14 protein-coding genes are annotated in these 19691 nt (G+C 71.0%); 5 read left to right on the forward strand and 9 right to left on the reverse strand.

Annotated features, from left to right (window positions below; genetic code table 11):
• Positions 1 to 56 precede the first annotated feature (56 nt).
• Positions 57 to 1127 (forward strand): LacI family DNA-binding transcriptional regulator, encoded by a 1071-nt coding sequence (locus AB0J55_RS18315; protein WP_364249258.1) that lies wholly within the window; start codon positions 57 to 59, stop codon positions 1125 to 1127.
• Between the two features lie 74 nt (positions 1128 to 1201).
• Here the strand turns inward: AB0J55_RS18315 and AB0J55_RS18320 are convergent, their stop codons facing one another.
• From AB0J55_RS18320 to AB0J55_RS18335, 4 genes are all read right to left on the reverse strand, one after another.
• A complete protein-coding gene (locus AB0J55_RS18320; RefSeq protein ID WP_364249260.1) occupies positions 1202 to 4126 on the reverse strand; it encodes a glycosyl hydrolase 115 family protein in 2925 nt (974 codons plus the stop codon).
• A gap of 126 nt (positions 4127 to 4252) precedes the next feature.
• Positions 4253 to 5077, reverse strand: coding sequence for a carbohydrate ABC transporter permease (locus AB0J55_RS18325; protein ID WP_191309490.1), 825 nt, complete (start codon positions 5075 to 5077; stop codon positions 4253 to 4255).
• A complete protein-coding gene (locus AB0J55_RS18330; protein WP_364249262.1) occupies positions 5077 to 6048 on the reverse strand; it encodes a sugar ABC transporter permease in 972 nt (323 codons plus the stop codon). The genes AB0J55_RS18325 and AB0J55_RS18330 overlap by 1 nt, the downstream gene beginning before the upstream one ends.
• Positions 6045 to 7346, reverse strand: a complete 1302-nt coding sequence (locus tag AB0J55_RS18335; protein ID WP_364249264.1) for an extracellular solute-binding protein — start codon at positions 7344 to 7346, stop codon at positions 6045 to 6047. Before AB0J55_RS18335 ends, AB0J55_RS18330 begins: the two co-directional genes overlap by 4 nt.
• Before the next feature lie 132 nt (positions 7347 to 7478).
• On the opposite strand from AB0J55_RS18335, the gene AB0J55_RS18340 reads away from it, so the two are divergent.
• The 4 genes from AB0J55_RS18340 to AB0J55_RS18355 all read left to right on the forward strand — a co-directional run bounded on the left by AB0J55_RS18340 (position 7479) and on the right by AB0J55_RS18355 (position 13024).
• Positions 7479 to 8489, forward strand: coding sequence for a LacI family DNA-binding transcriptional regulator (locus AB0J55_RS18340; protein WP_364249266.1), 1011 nt, complete (start codon positions 7479 to 7481; stop codon positions 8487 to 8489).
• Between the two features lie 38 nt (positions 8490 to 8527).
• Positions 8528 to 10825 (forward strand): glycoside hydrolase family 3 N-terminal domain-containing protein, encoded by a 2298-nt coding sequence (locus tag AB0J55_RS18345; RefSeq protein WP_364249268.1) that lies wholly within the window; start codon positions 8528 to 8530, stop codon positions 10823 to 10825.
• Entirely contained in the window at positions 10822 to 12042 is a 1221-nt protein-coding gene (locus AB0J55_RS18350) for an SGNH/GDSL hydrolase family protein (protein WP_364249270.1), read from the forward strand. The genes AB0J55_RS18345 and AB0J55_RS18350 overlap by 4 nt, the downstream gene beginning before the upstream one ends.
• Before the next feature lie 148 nt (positions 12043 to 12190).
• Entirely contained in the window at positions 12191 to 13024 is an 834-nt protein-coding gene (locus AB0J55_RS18355; RefSeq protein ID WP_364249272.1) for an Asp23/Gls24 family envelope stress response protein, read from the forward strand.
• A 32-nt stretch (positions 13025 to 13056) separates the two neighbouring features.
• Here the strand turns inward: AB0J55_RS18355 and AB0J55_RS18360 are convergent, their stop codons facing one another.
• From AB0J55_RS18360 to AB0J55_RS18380, 5 genes are all read right to left on the reverse strand, one after another.
• Positions 13057 to 13605: a dihydrofolate reductase family protein gene (locus tag AB0J55_RS18360; protein WP_364249274.1), complete on the reverse strand. Its 549-nt coding sequence runs from the start codon at positions 13603 to 13605 to the stop codon at positions 13057 to 13059.
• Between the two features lie 68 nt (positions 13606 to 13673).
• On the reverse strand, positions 13674 to 16766 hold the full coding sequence (locus AB0J55_RS18365; protein ID WP_364249276.1) for a DUF87 domain-containing protein: 3093 nt from the start codon (positions 16764 to 16766) through the stop codon (positions 13674 to 13676).
• Positions 16767 to 16768: 2 nt separating this feature from the next.
• A complete protein-coding gene (locus AB0J55_RS18370) occupies positions 16769 to 17398 on the reverse strand; it encodes a hypothetical protein (protein ID WP_364249278.1) in 630 nt (209 codons plus the stop codon).
• A complete protein-coding gene (locus AB0J55_RS18375) occupies positions 17395 to 19023 on the reverse strand; it encodes a CATRA system-associated protein (RefSeq protein ID WP_364249280.1) in 1629 nt (542 codons plus the stop codon). Before AB0J55_RS18375 ends, AB0J55_RS18370 begins: the two co-directional genes overlap by 4 nt.
• A gap of 3 nt (positions 19024 to 19026) precedes the next feature.
• The gene (locus tag AB0J55_RS18380) at positions 19027 to 19611 is read right to left on the reverse strand and encodes a TIR domain-containing protein (protein WP_364249282.1); all 585 of its coding nucleotides are present in this window, start codon (positions 19609 to 19611) and stop codon (positions 19027 to 19029) included.
• Between the last annotated feature and the right edge of the window lie 80 nt (positions 19612 to 19691).

Below are 19691 nucleotides of genomic sequence, written 5' to 3' on the forward strand. Positions count from 1 at the left end.
GCTCCGAAAGTTTCCAACCGTTTCAAATCAGGTTTCGATGACCTAGAATCTCCTGCATGACAACGAAGTCCGACGATCTCGAGCCGAGCGCATCCCGGGTGACCATCGCCCGGATCGCCGCCGAGACCGGTGTTTCCGTGCCGACTGTTTCGAAAGTGCTGAACGGTCGGCCCGACGTCGCCGAAACCACCCGTGCCCGCGTCGAAGCGGTCATCGGGAAATACGGTTACCGGCGCCGGGCCGACGAACGCTCCCGTCGTTCCCGGCTGCTGGAACTCATGTTCCACGAACTCGAAAGCACCTGGGCGCTGGAAATCATCCGCGGCGTCGAGTGCGTCGCCCGCGAAAACGGAATGGCGGTGGTGCTGGCCGACTCGTCGGGCCGGCACACGCCGGGGCAGAGCTGGCTGGAGAGCGTGCTCGCCCGGCGGCCGGTGGGCATCGTCTCGGTCTGCTCCGACTTCACCGGCGGGCAGCTGGCGAAACTCCGCGCGCGGGACATCCCGCTGGTCGTGGTCGACCCGGCGGGCGCGCCCGGGCCGGAGACGCCCTCGATCGGGGCCACGAACTGGCAGGGCGGGCTGACCGCCACCCGGCACCTGATCGAGCTGGGTCACCGCCGGATCGCGATGATCGGCGGGCCGGAGGGGGTGCTGTGCAGCCGGGCCCGGATCGACGGCTACCGCACGGCGCTGGAGACGGCCGGCCTGGCGTTCGACCCGGCGCTGGTCCGCCGCGGCGACTTCCACGTCCGGTCGGGCTACCGGGAGCTGGCGTCACTGCTCACCCTCCCCGACCGGCCGACGGCGGTGTTCGCGGGCAGCGACCTGCAGGCACTCGGCGTGTACGAGGCCGCGCGTGACGCGGGGCTGCGCATCCCGGACGACCTTTCGGTGGTGGGTTTCGACGACCTGCCGATCGCCCGCTGGCTGACCCCGGAGCTGACGACGGTCCGCCAGCCCCTCCAGGAGATGGCGGCGGCCGGAGCCCGCCTGGCGATTTCCCTGGCCCGCGGCGTGGATCCGGAGAGTCACCGCCTGGAGCTGGCGACCAGCCTGGTGGTCCGCCACAGCACGGCGGCCCCGGCCCACCAGGGCTACCGCGTCCTGTCGGGCGGCCGGCGGTAGCCAGTAACGGGGACCACCGGCCGGCGGGCGCGGCGCCGGCCACCGTCCCCGTGCCGCGGTGAGCAGCTGCGCGCTCACCACGGCCACCGCACGCTCTCCGGCGGCCCCAGGTAGCTCGCCCGCAGGCCGCCCGTGTCGACCACCAGCTTCTGGACGATCACCGCCGGGTCCACCATCCAGAACTTCAGCACGTGCGGGCCCGCCGCCTCGACCACGTGCCGGGTCGAGGTGAGGTTCACGTTGTCCGACGTCGTGCGCTCCCACTGGCGGTTCATCGAGGTGTCGTCGGCTCCGGTCGCCTTCGTGATGTTCACGACCTGCGGTTCGGCGTCGTCGAACGAAACCGCGTACCGCAGCCCGTCGCCCTGCAGCACGTTGTTGCGCGGGGACAGGTACGCCCACACCGTCACCGGGCCCGTAGTGAACAGCGTCATCCGGTACTCCAGCCGCGGCCCCGATCCCGGCGCCCGGCTCGCCGCCGTCACCGGGAACGGCGTCATCCCCGCGCCCGTGCGCCCGATGTCCGGGATCCGCCGCCACGCCACGTCCGCCGCGCCGACGTTCGCGCTGCAGTGCTCGGCCTCCACCGACACGTACCCGCCGGCCTCGACGAACCCGCGGGGCCGCAACACCGGGTTGTGCACCACCGCGTCCACCACCACCGACGTGCCCGCGCCGGTCACCGTGACCGGGACCGTCGTGGTGCCCTTCGGCGCCCGGGCCCAGTCGATCCGCACCGTCATCCGCAGCTCCTCGGTGACCCGGCCGCCGCGTGGCTCCACCTGCACCCACGGCGCACCGGTGGAAACGGTGCACCGGAACGGTTCCCGGCCGCGGTTGAAGACGTCGACGTACTGGGGTGGCGCGCTCTGGTAGGGGCTGAACTCCGGCAGCACCGGGTGCCCCGGGGCACCCGGCCACGCGTCCGGGGAGCCGTCGACCGCGACCCCCAGCGCCGCGGCGGCCGGCAGCTCCAGGCGTTTCACCGCCGGGAAGATGACGTCCGGCAGGGCCACGTTGTTCAGCTCCGGCTGCTGCCAGGGCGCGTTCGGGCCGTACCGGGCGACGTCGCCGTAGTCGATGTGCGGCTGGGTCTGGAAGCCCTTCCACTTGCCGCCGGCGATGCCGGTGTTGTACTTCTCCGCCAGGGCGAGGTCGTCGGCGAAGCGGGCCTCCGTGACGGCGGCGAGGCCGTTGGCCGAGGCCCGGCCCTGCGCCGCGTACAGCAGGTTGGTGAACTCGGCCCGTCGCAGCGCGTAGAGGTTGGCCGTTGCCTCGACCTCGTAGCCCACCAGCTCGTAGAAACTGTCGCGGTACCCGGCGGGCAGCCGCACCGCGATCTTCGCCGCCCGCGCCCCCAGGTCGCGCCACTCGCCGGTGACCCGGTCCAGCTCGCGGTAGTCGACCAGGCTGAACGGCGTCATCTGGTCGTCGTAGGTGATCGTCCCGGCGGCGTCCACGGTGATCCGGCGGTTGAGCAGCTCCGGCTTGCGGCGCGACTGCAGCCGCCCGTAGTCGTGCAGCACGCCGGCGATGTCCGCCGCCAAGGCCGCACCGAAGTTCTCCTCGGCGAACGAACGCTCCCAGGTGGACAGGCGCTCGACCGGCAGCGCGCCGGGGTCCCAGGCGTAGTCGAGGAAGAACTGCAGCGGCAGCTCGTTGCCCTTCATGTCGCCGACGTTCGCCACCCACAGCCGGTCGTTGCCGTAGGCAGCCGCCTGGTGCAGCTGCTCCCACGTGTTCGCCAGCAGCGCGGTGTCGACCCACTTGTAGTTGCGGCCGCCGCCGACGTAGTCGAAGTGGTAGTACAGCCCGTACCCGCCGGGGTGCGGCGGCAGCGACCGGTCGGGCATCTTGCGGATGTTGCCCCAGTTGTCGTCGGTGAACACGACGATGACGTCGTCCGGCGGCCGCAGGCCCTTGGCCCAGTACCGCTGGACTTCCTTGTAGAGCGTCCACACCTGCGGCACCGTGGTGAGGTCGCGGCCGGTCTCGCGGGCGAGGATTTCGCGCTCGGTGGCGATGATCTCGCTCATCAGCTCGATGCCGTCGCCGTCGGGCAAGCCGACGTCGCCGTTGCCGCGCATGCCGAGCGTGACGACGCCTTCGAAGTCCTCGCGGACCATCCGGCGGATCCCGTCGGTCCAGTAGGCCTTGATCGCCTCGCCGTTGCGGCGGAAGCTCCACTCCCCCGTGCCGCCGTACGGGTCGTGCCCCGGCGTCGTGATGTTCCCGGCCGCGTCGCGGACCGCGGGCACCGCGTGCCGGTTCCACTCCTCGATCCCGCGCATCATCGGCGCCTCGTGCGAGGTGCCCATGACGATGCCGTACTCCTTGGCCGTGGCGTGGTTGAGCGGGTCGTCCTCGGCGAACGCGCGCCCCCACACCGCCGGCCAGAGGTAGTTGGCCCGCAGCCGCAGCATGGTCTCGAAGACCTTGGCGAAGAAGAGGTGGTTGAAGCCGTTGGGAAAACCGGGTGCCTGGCCCGGCCCGAAGTACGCCGGGGCCCAGGTGCCCAGGGCCGGGTTTTCGTCGTTGATGAAGAACCCGCGGTACTTCACGTGCGGGGTGCCGAGGCTGAACCGCTCACGCGGCAGGTGCAGCTCGGCCTGCCGCCGCGGCGGCACGTCCGCCCACCAGTACCAGGGCGAAACGCCGATACGGCGGGACACCTCGTAGACGCCGTAGATCACGCCGCGCTGGTCACTGCCGGTGAGCACCAGCCGCCCGTCGACGACCTGGCTCAGCGACGTCTCCCACTTCCCGGCGATCCCGGTGACGTCGAGCTTCCCGGCCGCGACCAGGCCGTCGACCAGCGGGCTGTGGCCCAGGGTGCCGACCACGACCACCGGGCCCTGCGCGGGCACGACGTCGAACGACACCGCGGGCCGCACGCCCGTGACGCGTTCGACGTCGGCCGCCAGGTCGCCCACCACCCGCCGCACGCCGGGGAGATCGCCCGAGCCGACCACGATCGTCGCGGCCTTTCCCCGTGACACCAACGGGAAACCGGTCCCGGCCTCGGCGAGGCCCGGCGCGGCTACGGACCCCGCCGCACCGGCCACAGCGAGTAGTTGCAGAAAGGTACGACGATGGACCTCGGACGGCACGGCAGACCTCCTGAGTCAGCCCTTCACGGATCCGGTCAGCCCGCCGACGATCCGCCGTTCGGCGAGCACGAAGAACGCCAGCGCCGGAATCGCCGACAAGGCGGTGAACGCGAGGACCCGGGCGGTGTCCTGGGAGAACTGGGACTGGAACATCGCGACGCCGAGCGGCAGCGTGAAGTGGCCGGAGTCGTTGAACACCAGCAGCGGCAGCAGGTAGGCGTTCCAGCTCGTCACGAAGGCCAGCACGGCGACCGTGGTCAGCGCGGGCGTCGACAACGGCAACAGGATCCGCCAGAAGAACCCGAGCCTGGTGGCGCCGTCGAGCACGGCCGCGTCCTCGATCTCGCCCGGGATCGCGTGCATGAACGGCCGCAGGATCACGATCGTCACCGGCAGCGAGAACGCCGCCTCGGGGATCGCCACCCCCCAGAAGCTTTCGAGCATGCCCAGCTGGCGCAGCCACAGGTACAGCGGCAGCGTCGCCACCGTCAGCGGGAACAGCAAGCCGATGGTGAACAGCGTGTACAACGCCTCCCGGCCCTTGAACTGGTACCGCGAGAGGGCGTACCCGGCCATCGACCCGAGCGCGACCGCGAGCGCGGTCGCGATCACCGCGATCAGTGCGCTGTTGCCCAGGAACGTCCAGAACGCGCTCGAGCCCAGGACCGAGGCGTAGTTGTCGGTCACCCACGGGCCGGGCAGCCCGGCCGGGTCGGTGTTGATCTGGGCGTTGGTGCGGAACCCGCCGAGCACCACGAACAGCAACGGCACGACCGTCACGCCGACGATGACGATCGCCGCGAGGTAGCCCATCGACAGGCCGAACTTGCCGGACCGCATCAGCCCACCATCCTGGTCAGGGCGCCCTGGGTGTCCCGGCGGAGCGCGAACCGCTGGTACAGCAGGGCGAACAGGAAGCAGATGACGAAGAGGATCACCGCCACCGCCGAACCGAACCCGAACTCGTAGCGCTTGAAGCCGTGGTCGATCAGGTAGGTCGCCATCGTCGTCGAGGCGTTCGCCGGGCCGCCGGTGGTCATGATCCAGACGACGTCGAACAGCTGGAGCGAGCCGATCACCGACAGGAAGATCCAGATCCGGATCGTCGGGCCGAGCAGCGGCAGCACGACGTGCCGGGTGGTCTGCCACGCCGACGCGCCGTCGAGTGCCGCGGCTTCGCGCAGTTCGGCCGGCACGCCCTGCAGGCCGGCGAGCAGCAGGATGATGCCGAAGCCGATGTACTTCCAGGTGATCACCGCGAACATCGTGTAGAGCACGATGCCCGGGTCGGCCAGCCACTGGTGGACGGCACCGCCCAGCCCCACGGCCTTGAGCACCTGGTCGGCGAACGCACCCGGCTGCAGCATGAGCGACCAGATGACCGCGGTGATCGCCTCGGACAGCACGTAGGGCGCGAACACCAGGGCGCGCAGCACGGCGCGGCCCCGCAGCTTCCGGTTGAGCAGCATCGCCAGCCCGATCGACAGCGGCAGCTGCACCACGATCGACAACCCGGCGATGATCAGGTTGTGCACGATGGCGCTCTGGAACACCTTGCCGTTGAACGCGTCGGCGTAGTTGTCGAAGCCCACGAAGTCGTCGAGCGCGCCGAAGCCGTTCCACTTGAACAGGCTGTAGAAGGCGGCGATCCCGATCGGCACCAGGACGAACCCGGCGAACACCAGCAGGGCCGGCCCGAGCAGCACCACCAGCTCCAGCCGTTTGCCGAGGCCGGAGCGTTTCGCCCGGGCGTGGACCGCCGGTGCGGGCGGCCGCGCCGCCGCCCGCGCCGGGGTCGTCGCCGTGGTCACTTGTTGCCCGCCGCGGCCTGGTTGACGGCGGTCACGATGCCTTCGGGGGTGCCCTGGCCGGCGAACATGTTGGCCACCGCGTCGTTCAGCGCGGCGCCGACCGCCGTCGGGAACGCCCGGTCGAAGTACATCTGCACGTACGGCGCCTTCGTGCCGTAGTCGTTGACCTGCCGGAGCACGTCGGTCTTCAGCGACTTCGCGGCCGCGACGTTCACGGGCAGGCCGGTCCCCTTCGCGGCGAGCTCGGTCTGCACCGGCTCGCTGACCAGGTACTGCAGGAAGGCCGTGCAGGCCTTGGAAGCACGCGTGGTGCAGGCGAAACCGTCACCGCCGCCGAGCGCGGCCGCCGGGTCGCCCTGCCCGCCCGCCACGGTCGGGAACGGGAACCAGCCGAGCTTCGAGTCCAGGTCCTTGTCCTCGGTCAGCGACGACATCGTGCCGGGCTCCCAGTCGCCCTGCAGCTCCATCGCGGCCTTGCCGTTGGCGACGAGACCGGCGGAACTGCCCGCTCCCTGCTGGGCGGGCGTGCCGGCGAACCCGGTCTGGAACGGCTGGGTGGCCAGGAAGTTCTTCAGGTCCTGCCCGGCCTTCGTCCAGCACGGGTCCTCGAGCTTGACAGCCTTCACCGACTGCTGGAGCACCGCGGTCGAGCATTCGCGGATGGCGAAGTAGTTGAAGTAGAAGGCATCCGGCCAGCGGTCCTTGCCGCCGACCGAGATCGGCGCGATGTTCTTGGCCTTCAGCGCCGTGACGGCGGTGTTCAGCTCGTCCATGGTCTTCGGCGGGGTGGTGATGCCCGCTTGCTGGAACAGGTCCTTGCGGTACCAGAAGCCGACGAAGTGCTGCGTGAACGGCACGCCGTACTGCTTGCCGTCGACCTGCCACTTCTCGCCGAACTTGCCGGTGGCCTGCTCGATCCACGCCTTGGTGTCGCCGGTGATGTCGGCGACCTTGCCCGAGGTGATCTGCCCGGCCAGGTCGCCGGCACCCCAGGACTGGTAGATGTCCGGCGGCTCGGCCGACTGCAGGGCAAGGGGCACCTTCGTGTTGAAGTCCTCGTTCTGCAGCGGCTGGGCCTTGATCGTGACTTCGGGGTGCGCCTTCTGGTAGTCGGCGACGACCTGCGCCCAGACCGACTTGATCGGGTCGGTGGTGCCGTTGTGCCACCAGGTCAGCGTGACCGGGCCGCTCGGCTGCTGCTGAGCGGGGGTGTCGCCGCTCCCGCTGCACCCGGCGAGGGCGAGCGGGACGACGGCCGCCAGGGCGGCGAGAACGGGGATCCGGTGTTTCAGAGACATCGTGGGTCCACTCCTGACGACTTCGGCCGAGTTGGACGGGGCGACTGCGCCCGGGTTGGCGAAGAGTCTGCTCCCCGGGCAAATGGGATGTCAATCGTTGTCGATAACGTTTTCCATGGTTAGTCTGAGCCGATGCAGCCCAGTTCGAGGGTGACCATCCGTGACGTCGCCGCCCGGGCCGGCGTCTCGGTGGCCACGGTCTCCAAAGTGATCAACGAGCGCTACGGCGTCTCCGCCGCGACGCTCGCGCGCGTCCGTGCCGTCATCGAAGAACTCGGCTACGAGGCGAGCCTCGTGGCGCAGAGCCTGAGAAACCACCGGACGAACGTCATCGGGATCCTGGTCGCCGACCTCGAACCGTTCTCGACCGAGCTGCTGAAGGGGGCCGCGGACGCCATCCGCGGCAGCGGTTTCGAACTGGTCGTCTACTCCGCGGGCGGGCGCACCGGCGACCCGGTGGGCTGGGAGAAGCGCTACCTCTCCCGGCTGAGCGGCACCCTCGTCGACGGTGCCGTGCTGGTCACCCCGGCCGTGTCGCTGGAAGCCGTGCCCGGCACGCCGGTGGTCGCGGTCGACCCGCACACCGGGCCGTCGCACCTGCCGACCATCGACTCCGACAACCTGCGCGGCGCGCAGCTGGCCACCGAGCACCTCCTGGAGCTGGGGCACCGGCGGATCGCCTTCCTCGCCGGCCGCCCCGACCTGCAGTCGGCCGAGCTGCGCAAGACCGGGTACCTGCGCGCGCTGACGGCCGCGGGCATCACCCCGGACGAGGACCTGATCCGGATCGGCGCCTACGACCCGGAGGTCTCCGCCGCCTCGGCCCACGACCTGCTGACCGGGCCGGACCGGCCGACCGCGGTGTTCGCCGCGAACGACATTTCGGCCATCGCGACCGTCGGCGCGGCCCGTGAGCTCGGGCTCACCGTGCCCGGCGACCTGTCCGTGGTGGGGTTCGACAACGTGCCCGAGTCCGCGCTCTGCAGCCCGCCACTGACCACAGTGGACCAGCCGATCCGCGAGATGGGCCACCGGGCGATCCGGATGCTCATCGCGCTGATCAACGGCGACGAGGTCGGGCCGACCCACGTCACCCTCGACACCGGCCTGGTGGTGCGGCATTCGACCCGCGCCATCGCCTGAGCCGTTCCCACGCCTCCCCAGACGAAGGGCGGAAATCCTTGACCACGCAGCCCACCACGGCCGGAGAGCCGTGGCGCGACCCCGCGGCCGACCCGGGCGAGCGAGTCCGCGTCCTGATGGAGCGGATGACCCTGCGCGAGAAGCTCGCCCAGCTCTACGGCGTCTGGGTCGGCATCGACTCGGGCGGCGAGATGGCGCCGCACCAGCACGACTTCGTCGACGCCGCGGTCGACCTCGACGACCTGGTCCGCCACGGCATCGGGCAGCTGACCCGCGCGTTCGGCACCCGGCCGGTCGACCCGGTGATCGGGGCGCGCAGCCTCGCCCGCACCCAGCGCCAGATCGTGACCAGCAGCCGGTTCGGCATCCCGGCCGTCGTGCACGAGGAGTGCCTGACCGGCCTGGCCGCGTGGCAGGCGACGATCTACCCCGCGCCGCTGTCGTGGGGCGCGACCTTCGACCCGGACCTGGTCCGCCGGATGGCGGCGAAGATCGGGCGGACCATGCGGGGCTTGGGCGTGCACCAGGGTCTCGCGCCGGTCCTCGACGTCGCCCGCGACCTGCGCTGGGGGCGGGTCGAGGAGACCATCGGCGAGGACCCGTACCTGGTCGGGACGATCGGCAGCGCGTACGTCGCGGGCCTGGAGTCGGCCGGCATCGTCGCCACGCTCAAGCACTTCGTCGGGTACTCCGCTTCGCGCGCCGGGCGCAACCTGGCGCCGGTTTCGGCCGGACCGCGGGAGATCGCCGACGTCCTGCTGCCGCCGTTCGAGCTGGCCCTGCGCGCGGGCGCCCGCTCGGTGATGAACGCCTACACCGACACCGACGGCATCCCGTCGGCCGCCGACCCGAGCCTGCTGACGGACCTGCTGCGGGACACCTACGGCTTCGACGGCACGGTCGTCGCCGACTACTTCGCGGTGGCGTTCCTGCACCGGCTGCACGGGGTCGCGGCCGACCGCGGCGACGCCGCCCGGCAGGCCCTCACCGCGGGCATCGACGTCGAACTGCCCACGATGGACTGCTACGGCGAGCCGCTGCTCGCCGCGGTGGAAGAGGGCGCGGTCGAGGTCGCCGCCGTCGACCGCGCCCTCGAACGGGTGCTGCGGCAGAAGTGCGAACTGGGCCTGCTCGACGCGGACTGGGCACCCGAGGTGCCCGAGGAGATCGACCTCGACGACGCGGAGTCGCGAGCCCTGGCCCGCGAAGTCGCCGAGCGTTCGATCGTGCTGCTGCACAACGACGGCACGCTCCCGCTGTCGCCCGGCACCGGGATCGCCGTGGTGGGGCCGCGCGCGGACACGCCCGGCGCGATGCTCGGCTGCTACTCGTTCCCGCTGCACGTCGGCGTCCACCACCCCGACGTCCCGTTCGGCGTCTCGGTGCCGACCGTGCTCGAGGCCCTGCGTTCCTCCTACGACGTCACCTACGCCGAGGGCTGCCCGGTCACCGGCGGGGACGACGACGGGATCGCGGAGGCGGTGGCGGCGTGCGCGGAAGCGTCGGTGTGCGTGGCCGTGCTGGGCGACCGGGCGGGGTTGTTCGGCGGCGGGACGTCCGGCGAAGGCTGCGACGCACCCGACCTGCGGCTGCCGGGCCGCCAGGAGGAACTGCTCGACGCCCTGCTGGACACGGGCAAGCCGGTGGTGCTCGTCCTGCTCTCGGGGCGGCCGTACGAGCTGTCCCGGCAGCTCCCCCGGCTGGCCGCGATCGTGTGCGGCTTCTACCCCGGCGAGGAGGGCGCGCCCGCGCTGGCGGACGTGCTCAGCGGCCGGATCGACCCGGCCGGGCGGCTGCCGGTGAGCTTCCCGGCGGCCGGCGCGAGCCAGCCGTCGACCTACCTGGCGGCGCCGCTCGGCCGCCGCAGCGAAGTGTCCACAGTGGACCCGACCGCGCTGTTCCCGTTCGGCCACGGGCTGTCCTACGCCCCGGTGACCTGGCTGGACGTCAGCGCGACCGGCTCGCTCTGGCCGACCGACGGCGTGTGCCGGGTCCGGGTGACACTGCGCAACGACCACCGGCGGGAGACGTCCGAAGTCGTCCAGGTGTACCTGCACGACCCGGTGGCCGACGTCGTCCGCCCCGAGCGCCAGCTGATCGCGGCCCGCCGCGTCACCGTCGCGCCGGGCGAGACGACGGTCCTCGACATCGCACTGCACGCGGACCTGACGTCCTACACCGGCCGGGCCGGCCGCCGCCAGGTCGACCCCGGCGACGTCGAGCTGCGGGTGGGGACCTCGAGTGAGCAGATCGTCGCCACCCTGCACTGCACGCTGACCGGGCCGCGCCGCTTCGTCGGCTTCGACCGGGTCCTGGCCCCGGAGTTCTCGTCATGAAGCGTCCGCTCGTGATCGGTTTCCTGGTCGTGCTGACCGCCCTCTTCGTGGGTGCCTCCGGCCGTCCCGCGCCGTCGCACTGGGTGGCGACCTGGACGTCGATGCCCCAGCTGACCGAGCCGGGCAACCTGCCGCCGGCGCCGTTCACCGGCACCGACCGGGTGCTCGACAACGCGTCGGTGCGCGAGACGGCGCAGGTGACCGTCGGCGGCCCGCGGATCCGGCTGCGGTTCTCCAACGCCTTCGGCGGGGCGCCCCTGCCGCTGACCGCGGTCTCGGTGGCGCGCCCGCTCTCCGGAGCGGCCGGGGTATCCGCCGTGGTCCCGGGCAGCGTGGTCCGGGTGACGTTCCACGGCAAGCCGTCGACGGTGGTCCCGCAGGGCGCCCAGGTCGTGTCCGACCCGCTGCCCTTCCCGGTGCGCGCCCTGGAGAACATCGCGGTGACGGCGTACCTGGCGAACGGCCAGGCTTCGACGTCGATCACCTCCCACCCGGGTTCGCGCACGACGTCGTACCTGCTGGCGGGCAACCACGTTTCGGACGTCGAGCTGCCGGGCGCGACCCCGGTCGACCACTGGTACTTCTTCAGTGGCGTCGAGGTTCTTTCCCCGGCGTCCGCGGTGGCGGTGATCGGCGACTCGATCTCCGACGGCCGCGGGTCGACGACGAACGGGAACGACCGCTGGCCGAACGTGCTGGCTTCCCGGTTGCACGGGGTGTCCGTGGTGAACGAGGCGGCGGGCGGCAACCGCGTCCTGCAGGACGGGCTGGGCCCGAACGTGCTGGCCCGCCTCGACCGCGATCTGCTGTCGACGAGCGGGGTTGAGTGGGCGATCGTGTTCGAGGGCGTGAACGACATCGGCACCGCGGCCCCGGCCGACGCGGCGGCCGTCGCCGACCAGCTGATCGACGCCTACGACCAGATCCTGGTCCGCGCGCACGCCCAGGACATCAGCGTCTACGGCGCGACGATCACGCCGTTCGGCGGCAACACGGCCTACGACGTGCCGGAACGCGAAGCGGCCCGGCAGAAGGTGAACGCGTGGATCCGCGGGCCGGGGCACTTCGACGCGCTCCTGGACTTCGACAAGGTGGCCCGCGACCCCGCCGCGCCGGCTCAGCTGCTCCCGGCCTACGACGTCGGCGACCACCTGCACCTCAACCCGGCGGGATATCGCGCGCTCGGGTCGAGTGTCCCGCTCGGGCTGTTTTCGTGAAAGAAACGTTTCCCGCCGAATAGCGGGATACCTGTTGGGACACAAGCGAGTCTCGATGCCGGGGCCCTGTGCCGCGGATCACGGCGCTGCCCCTAGTATGTCGCCGTCTGCTCGTCCCCACAGGTCGTCGCGCCCGGAAAGGGAAACCATGTCCGACGTCATCAACAGCATCTTCGGCCGTCCCAAGAACGAAAACACCGGCGGGTACGCCTACGGCACCGTAGAGCCCGAGCCGGTGGTGGTCGCCGAGGCGCCCGCCGTCGAGACCGTCGACGCGGACGCCGTCGCCGAGGAGACGGAATCCGCACCGGAGGCGGAAGCCACCACGGAAACCGCCGAAGCCGCGACTGAAGACGACTCGGCCGGGACGGACGATTCCGAAGAGGACGGTGACGAGGACGCCGAAGCCGTCGCCGAGACCGAGGACTCCGGCGAAGCCGCGACGGACACCGACGCCGCCGACGAAGACGCTGCCGCCACCGAAGACGACGACACGGACCCCAACACCGCCGAGGACGAGACCGAAGCCGAACCGGTCGCCGAAGCCGAGAAGCCGGCCGACGAACCCGTCGCCGAAGCCGAGGAGCCGGCCGACGAACCGGTCGCGGAGGCCGAACCGGCCGCCGAAGCCGAACCCGTCGCCGAAGCGGTCACCGAGGACGCGCCGGCCGCGGGCCGTCCGGCCGCGGGTACCCGGGGCAGCACCACGGTCGCCGACGGGGTGGTCGGCAAGATCGTGCTCCGGATCGCCGCCCGGACCGAAGGCGTGCACAGCGTCGACGAAAGCGGGATCACCGTCGAGCTGGCCGACGAGGTCGCCTGGATCACCATCCCGCTGGTGCTCGAGTTCGGCCACGCGGTCAAGGCGGTGGGCGAGCAGGTCCGGGTCGCCGTGATCGGCGCCGTCGAGCAGTACCTCGGCCTCGACGTCGAGGTCGTGGACGTGCACGTCACCGACATCCACTTCCCGGAAGCGGACTGATCCGCGTGACCGGTCCCGGGCTCCGGGACCGGTCACCGCACCCGGTAGCGCAGGTGGAGCACGTCCCGGTCCTCGAGGCGCCGGACGAGTTCGAGCTCGGCCTTCGTGCCGGCGAACAACCGCCGTCCTTCGCCGAGGAGCACCGGGACGACGTGGAGCTCGATTTCATCGAGCTGGCCCACCGCCAGCAGTGCCTGCGCGGCCCCGGCGCCGTGCACCATGACCGCGCGGTCGCCGGCCGCGGCGCGTGCTTCCTCGGCCGCCGCCGTGACGTCGGTGAAGAACCGGGCGCTGCCGGGCGGGGTGTCGGCGGGATCGACGTGGTGGGTGAGCACGTGGATCGGCACGCCGTCGTGGTGGTCGCCGCCCCACCGGCCGGCCAGCTCGAACGTGCGGCGGCCGGTGATCAGCGCGCCGGTCGCCAGCGCCTCGCGGTAGACCTGCCCGCTGGGGCCGTCGCGGTGGCGGTGGTCGAGCCAGTCGAACAACCGGCCGCCGCCGCGGCCCAGTTCCTGGCCGGGGCGGTCGTCCGGCCCGGCCACGAAACCGTCGAGGGACGTGGTCATGTAGAGGCGGATCATGGGAGTCCCTCTCGGGTCGGGTTCGCTTACCCCTGCGTCGAACGAACCCCGCCCGGATCGACCGCCCCTCAGTCCTCCTTCGCCCGGGCGATCACCTCCTCCAGCCGCAACGGGCTGGCCGGGTGGTGGGACAGGCACAGCGGGGTCGCCACCTGCCGGAACCCGAAGGCCTCCCCCGCCACGTAGAACTGCGCCCGTTCCAGCCGGGAGATGTCCGCGACCGGGCTGCCCTTCGCGCGGGCGAGTTCGTTGGCCGCCGCGATCTGGGCCGGGCTGTTGAGGCGGCCGAAGAACTGGGTCATGGCGTTGCCGACCACCTGGTTGTGCAGGCCCTTGGGTGCCTGCGTGGCGAACAGCAGCCCCAGGCCGTACTTGCGCGCCTGCGAAGCCAGCACGATCGTGCTGCGCGTGCTCGCCGTGAGGCTGCCCGACGACGCCAGCGTCTGGGCTTCGTCCATCACGAACAGCGCGCCCAGCGGCCGGTCGCCCGCCGGGTTGCGCTTGACCCAGGCGAACAGTTCCATCTGCAGCTGGTTGACGAAGTTCTGCCGCTGCTCCTCCGCGGGCAGCCCGACGAAGCTGATCACGGAGACGCGAGCCCGCTTGCCCGGCTTCGGCGTGAGCAACGTCCCGGGATCGACCGGCTCGCCACCGCCGGCGAACAGCGGGTCGTTGACCATCGCGGCCTTCAGCATTTCGGCCAGGTCCGCGGCAATGCGCTTGGCGTCGTTGAGGTTGCTGACGCCCTCGGGCAAGTCGGCCATCAGCTCGATGAGGTCCGGCAGGCTGCGCGACCCGGTCCGCGCGTGGTGGGTGACGGCCTGCCGCAGCACGGCGAGCCCGATCTTGGCTTTCGCGGTAGCCCCGGTGAGCCGCGCCTGGGGAGCGAGCGTCGCCACGGCCACCTCGACGGCAGCGGTGAACTCGTCGGTGTCGTCGAGAACGCCCCCGAAGTCGGGCAGCGGCCGGAAGGCGAGCGGCCGCCCGGTGGCCCGCCCGGGCGTCCAGACGACGACATCGGTGTCGGCGAGGTATTTCCCGGCGAGTTCGGCATCGCCGTTCTTCCAGCCGTCCGGGGGTTCCGGCCAGGGATCCCCGAGCCGCGCGAGGTCGTTGTTCGGATCGAGCACGATGGCGGAGACGCCGAGGAGGGCACATTCCTCGACGATCCGCCGGAGAAGAACGGTCTTCCCGGAACCGGACCCGGCGAAGACGGCGGCGTGTTTGCGGAGAGCGGAGAGTTCGATGCGGACGGGTTCTCCGGAGCCGACGACGGTGCCGAGGGTGATTTCGCCGTCGGCGGGTGGGGGGTGGGTGGCTTCGGCGGGCCGTCCGGACGGCTTTTCGGGAAGGACGGCGGACGGCTTGTCCGGCAGCACGGCGGACAGGAGGTCCGACCTGCTGGCGGGACGGCGGTCGATCAGCCACTCGTGAAGCTCGCGGCCGCCACTGCCGAGCATCTTCTGCAACGCCCAGAACTTCCGCACGTCGGCATCGGAGAGCCGGATCGTCCGCCCGCCCGCGGCGGCGAACTTCTCGACCTCTTCCCGGGTTTTGGCACCGCGGCCCCAGGCATCCCGGAGGATGACGAGGTGCCGGTTGGCGGCCCCGTGCAGTTGCCCGGCGGCCGAACGGGCCTTGCGGAACCGGCTCAGCGCGGCACGCGGATCACGGGCCGCGATCGCCCGGAATGCCCAGTGCTCCTGCAGATCCGCGGCCTCGTCGAGAGTCCGGGACAGCCAGGCGTGCACCTCGCTCCGCCCGTTCTGGCGTTCGCACGTCCACTCCAGCTCGTCGTCCCCCACCTCGGTGACCCAGCAGCGCAAGGCCGCGGAGAGGAGATCCGGCATGACCTTGTCCACGGTCTTCTCGGCAAGCAGCGCGCCCGGATCCGCTTCCGCTTGCAGCTTCTCGAACTCGGCATCGAGCTCGGCGAACCGGTCGTTCTCCACCTCGGTACGCGTGGGCGCGACGGGTACCGGGACCTTTTCGTCGAACGAGGTCAGCTCCCTGACCTGCCCGCTCCGGAGACAGAGTTCGATGTGCGCGCCGATGCGTTTGAGCAGTTGCCGCGGAGTCCACTGATCCCAGGGTTCGTCGAACGCCACGGGTGCCACCGGCCAAGTCGGATGCGGCGGTGTGAAATCCATGGCTCGATAGGCCACGCCAAGCCGCTTCTCCACCAGCGCCCGACCCACTCGGGCATCCGTGATCCGGCCGAGTGCCACCGTTTCGCGGAAGCGATCGGTTACGGTGCCCGCCGCCTTCGTCCTGATCTGTTCCCATGTGCTGGGCAGGCAGGCCAGCACGGTGAGGGTCTTGCGGGTGACTTCCCGCAGCCCCATGAGCCCGTCGGCGATCTGCGCCACGAGCAGATCCTCCTCGGCGCTGTCCCCGATCGCCTCGGTGCGCTGCACCGATCGGGCGATGAGGGTGTCGAGCTGGTCCACCGCGATCACGACCGGGCCGGTGAGAGCGAGCAGCCGCGTGATCTCCTGCACCAGAATCCGCGAGGGTTTCGGTCGCGAGTAGACGTTCCACTTGCGGGCTTCCGCGGTCAGCTCGGCATCGCCGTCGAGGTAGTCCTCACCGATGTACTTGGCGCTGCGGTCCTTGCTCGCGATGAGCACGAGGGCCCGGGCCGTATCGCCGCACTCGTCGGCGACCACCTCGTCGAGCGACTCCACCCCGTCGACGAACGCCTCGACATCGTCCACGGTCAGCCCGCGGCCATGCCTGATCCTGGCCTCGACCTCGGCATCGACGTGGGCGCGCAGGCAAACCCGGAGAAGGAATTTCCTCAGCTGCGACTCGCCCGAATCGTCCGGCCGGGCCAGCCCGCGGCGCAGAGCCTCGGCCGTGTTCTCCCAGAACGCCTCCGCCGCGGTCACATCGTCGAGGAAGAAGTACCCGCGCGCCCGGTGCACCCGGCGCCGGACCAAGCCCAGCAGGTGGGTCTTGCCGACCCCCTTCAACCCCTGCAGGACCAATCCGATCGGGCTGGGTCCGTCGCTCGACACAGCCTCGCGGATGCCGATGTCGAGCGCGGCGAGCGCGTCGGTATGCAAGCCGTCCACGTGGTAGGGCGAATCCCGCCAGACGTGGTCGGGGGTGTCCGCCCAGTCGAAACTCAGGGTCGCCAGTGCTTTCAGCTCGTCCATCGCTACGCCTCGATCGAGAGCAGGTGGTTGTCCTCACCGCCGATGCGGATCGCCGCCTCGTGGTCGGCCGCGGTGAGCGCCTTGCGGTTGTCCTCCGGAACCAGGTGCGCCTTGCCGGCGCGGCTCAGTTCCTTGAGCACCACGTCGACCTCCGCCGCCGATGCGCCGAGCTTCGGGCGCAGGTCCACCAACGCGACCCACCCACGGGGCTCCCGGACGAGCTCCCGGTAGGCGACCCGGATCCGGGTTTCGAGATCTTCGGCCGGCTCCGGGGAAGCCAAGTTCCCGAAGACATCCGCCAGCCGCAGGTTCCGGCTGCGGCGGAAGTCGTCGAACCCGCCCAGCACCAGGTACAGCACCGTGCAGAGAGTGCTCTGCGGCCGGGGCGGCGGAGGCTTCTTCGCCCCGAGCTCCTTCTCGCACCAAGCCCAGCCGCTGTCGGTCAGCTGGTGGACGAATGTGCGGCCCGCCTTCTCGCTGGCGACGTAGCCGCTGTCGTTCAGCTGTGTGCGTTCCTTGCCGGTGAGGGTGAAGCCCACCAGTTCCTTCAGCTCCGGGTTGGGCACCTCGCGGCCCAGCACCATGAGCGTGAACATCGCCGCGGTCTGCCTGTGTCCCAAGCGGTCGGTCATCCGGGATCCTTCCGATGTGGCGTCGTGGTTCGGGCGCGGGTGTCGAGGGTGCGCAGGAGCCAGTCGATCGACCGGCGGACTTCCGGTGGGGCCGGGTGGTGGTCGCCGCCGTCGGGGGCGTGTGGCTTCACCGCCACCGCGAGGTCCGTTGCGAGGTCTCGGGTGCGGCCGCTGTCGCCGGCGCCGACCGCCGTCTGCAGGGCGGTGACCAGCTCGTCGACGAGGTCCCACCGGGACGGGCGCAGGCGGGATTCGCGGGCCTGGCCGAGCAACGCCGGGAGGTCGGCGTCGTCGTCGGTGTCGACCAGCGGGGTGAAGCCCCTCAGCTGGCCGACCAGGTCGCGGGCCACCTCTGCCGGGCCCCGCGCACCGCTCAGGCGCAGGTAGCGGAGGTTCCCGACGTAGCCCGGCAGCGACGACGCCTCGGTGCCCGCGGTCAGGATCGGGATCACCCGGCGGTCCTGACCGAGCGTGCGGTGCAGGAACAGCTCGACCTCGGCCGCCTGCCAGCGGCTGACCTTGCCGTCGACGACCAGGCACAGGTGCCGGGCGTCGTCTTCGGCCCGGGCGAGCAGCGAACGGTCGCCCGAGAGAGACTTCACTGCGCGCACGCCTCGCTTTTCGAGTTCGGCGACCAGCTCATTCGCCGTGTCGACGGATGTGCGCGGGACGCTGACCCGCAGATCGTGCTTGAACTCCTGCCGGCTCGCCCGGACGGAAGCGACGTAGGCGTCGCGGTTTTCGGCCAGCAGATCGGTCCGGTCGAGCCGGCAGGCGACCACGGCCGCGACCGTCTCCAGGGCGAACCCGATCTGGTCCGCGCCCGGCGTCTGCTCCGACAGCACCGGCAGCTGCTCGCCGAAACTCCAGTAGGACACGTAGGGCAGGGTGAGGTGGCGGGCCATCGTGGCCGGCTCGACCGTCTGGTCGAGCCACGTGCGGTACAGCTCGGCCGTCTCGTCGACGACGATGCGGCGCCAGGCCTCGGACCGGTCGTACTCCTCCCGGTTGTCGAACCGCGACAGCACCGGCAGCACGGTCAGCCGCGCGCGGTCGAACGGCAGGAGGTTGCGCGCCGCGTCCGCACGCCGGGCCGCCTCCACCGCGCCGAGGATGCTCTGCCGGTTGGCGGTGAACAGCAGGACGAGGTGGTCCGGCAGGTGCGCCGTGCAGATCCCGCCGATGTCGGAGATCCCGGTGCGGCTGTCGACGAGGACGAAGTCGTAGCGGGCGACCCAGCGCTCACGACACTTCTCCAGGTATTCGCCGAAGCCGTCGTCGTACAGGCCGTCCCAGTCGATTTCCTGCACCTGGGTGACATAACCGGGCGCGTCCCGGCCGGCGGCGAGGAAGTCGAGCGAGCCGACGTCGGTCAGCCGCTGGATACGCGCCTCCGGGGCGAACCGGCCGTGCCGGAAGTCGTCGACGAGGTCGACCACACCCCCGGTGGGCGGCGCGGGCAGCTGCGGCCGGAAGTAGTCGCCGAGCCCGGGGGCTTCGAGGTCCCAGTCCAGGCAGAGCACGCGGTGGCCCCAGCGGGCGAGCAGCACGGCGATGTTGGCCAGGGTGAAACTCCGGCCGACGCCGCCCTTGTAGGAGTAAAAGGTGAAGATCGTCCCCGGCATCGGTCAGAACCTCGGCATCCGCGCCCGCCGCGGCGGTTCCGGGGCCGGGGTGCGCAGTGGCCAGTCGCCCCGCCACTCCGGCGCCCGGTCGATGAGCTCCTCCAGCTCCACGGCGATCTGCTTGATCTGCTGGTTGAAGTCGAGGTAGGCCGGCGCGGTCTGGAAGTGCTCGAAGGGGTGGTTCCACTGCTGCAGGTCACGCGGGCGCCGCGCGTGGGCCCAGTCGGGGAAGTGCCGGGAATCGCAGAAGATCACCGGGTAGATCAGGGGCCGCCGGCGCATCCTCGGCGGCGCGGCGGTCAATGCTTCCCGCTCCTCCATCGAGGCCCACTCGGCCAGGCACCATTCGTCCCGGAAGTACTTCGGCGAGCAGACCGGAACCAGCACCCGTGAGCGTTGCAGGGCCGAACTCAGTTCCGCCGGCCAGCTGGCTCCGACCCGGACCTGGTCGTCGAAGAAAATCCGGACGTCTTCGTACCGGTTGTTGTCGAGCACTTCCTGGAGACGCGGGTGAAAATGGTGGCGAATCCACGCCGAGATGTCGCCTGCGGTGCGGAGGTAGCTGATGAACACGTCGTACTCGTACACGCGTGCCGCCGCTCCTTCACCGCTCCCGCCAGGAGAATCGATCCTAGATCCACCGATGGCCGCCGAAGAAGACGGGAAAC

This window comes from Amycolatopsis sp. NPDC049688 (assembly GCF_040674975.1).
Taxonomy (GTDB): Bacteria; Actinomycetota; Actinomycetes; order Mycobacteriales; family Pseudonocardiaceae; genus Amycolatopsis.

Excerpts from the sequence above, each read along its gene's own strand:
- AB0J55_RS18350 (WP_364249270.1), top strand. The coding sequence starts at position 10,822 with ATGAAGCGTCCGCTCGTGATCGGTTTCCTGGTCGTGCTGACCGCCCTC.
- AB0J55_RS18325 (WP_191309490.1), bottom strand. The coding sequence starts at position 5,077 with ATGCGGTCCGGCAAGTTCGGCCTGTCGATGGGCTACCTCGCGGCGATC.
- AB0J55_RS18340 (WP_364249266.1), top strand. The coding sequence starts at position 7,479 with ATGCAGCCCAGTTCGAGGGTGACCATCCGTGACGTCGCCGCCCGGGCC.
- AB0J55_RS18355 (WP_364249272.1), top strand. The coding sequence starts at position 12,191 with ATGTCCGACGTCATCAACAGCATCTTCGGCCGTCCCAAGAACGAAAAC.
- AB0J55_RS18375 (WP_364249280.1), bottom strand. The coding sequence starts at position 19,023 with ATGCCGGGGACGATCTTCACCTTTTACTCCTACAAGGGCGGCGTCGGC.
- AB0J55_RS18335 (WP_364249264.1), bottom strand. The coding sequence starts at position 7,346 with ATGTCTCTGAAACACCGGATCCCCGTTCTCGCCGCCCTGGCGGCCGTC.
- AB0J55_RS18315 (WP_364249258.1), top strand. The coding sequence starts at position 57 with ATGACAACGAAGTCCGACGATCTCGAGCCGAGCGCATCCCGGGTGACC.
- AB0J55_RS18370 (WP_364249278.1), bottom strand. The coding sequence starts at position 17,398 with ATGACCGACCGCTTGGGACACAGGCAGACCGCGGCGATGTTCACGCTC.
- AB0J55_RS18360 (WP_364249274.1), bottom strand. The coding sequence starts at position 13,605 with ATGATCCGCCTCTACATGACCACGTCCCTCGACGGTTTCGTGGCCGGG.
- AB0J55_RS18365 (WP_364249276.1), bottom strand. The coding sequence starts at position 16,766 with ATGGACGAGCTGAAAGCACTGGCGACCCTGAGTTTCGACTGGGCGGAC.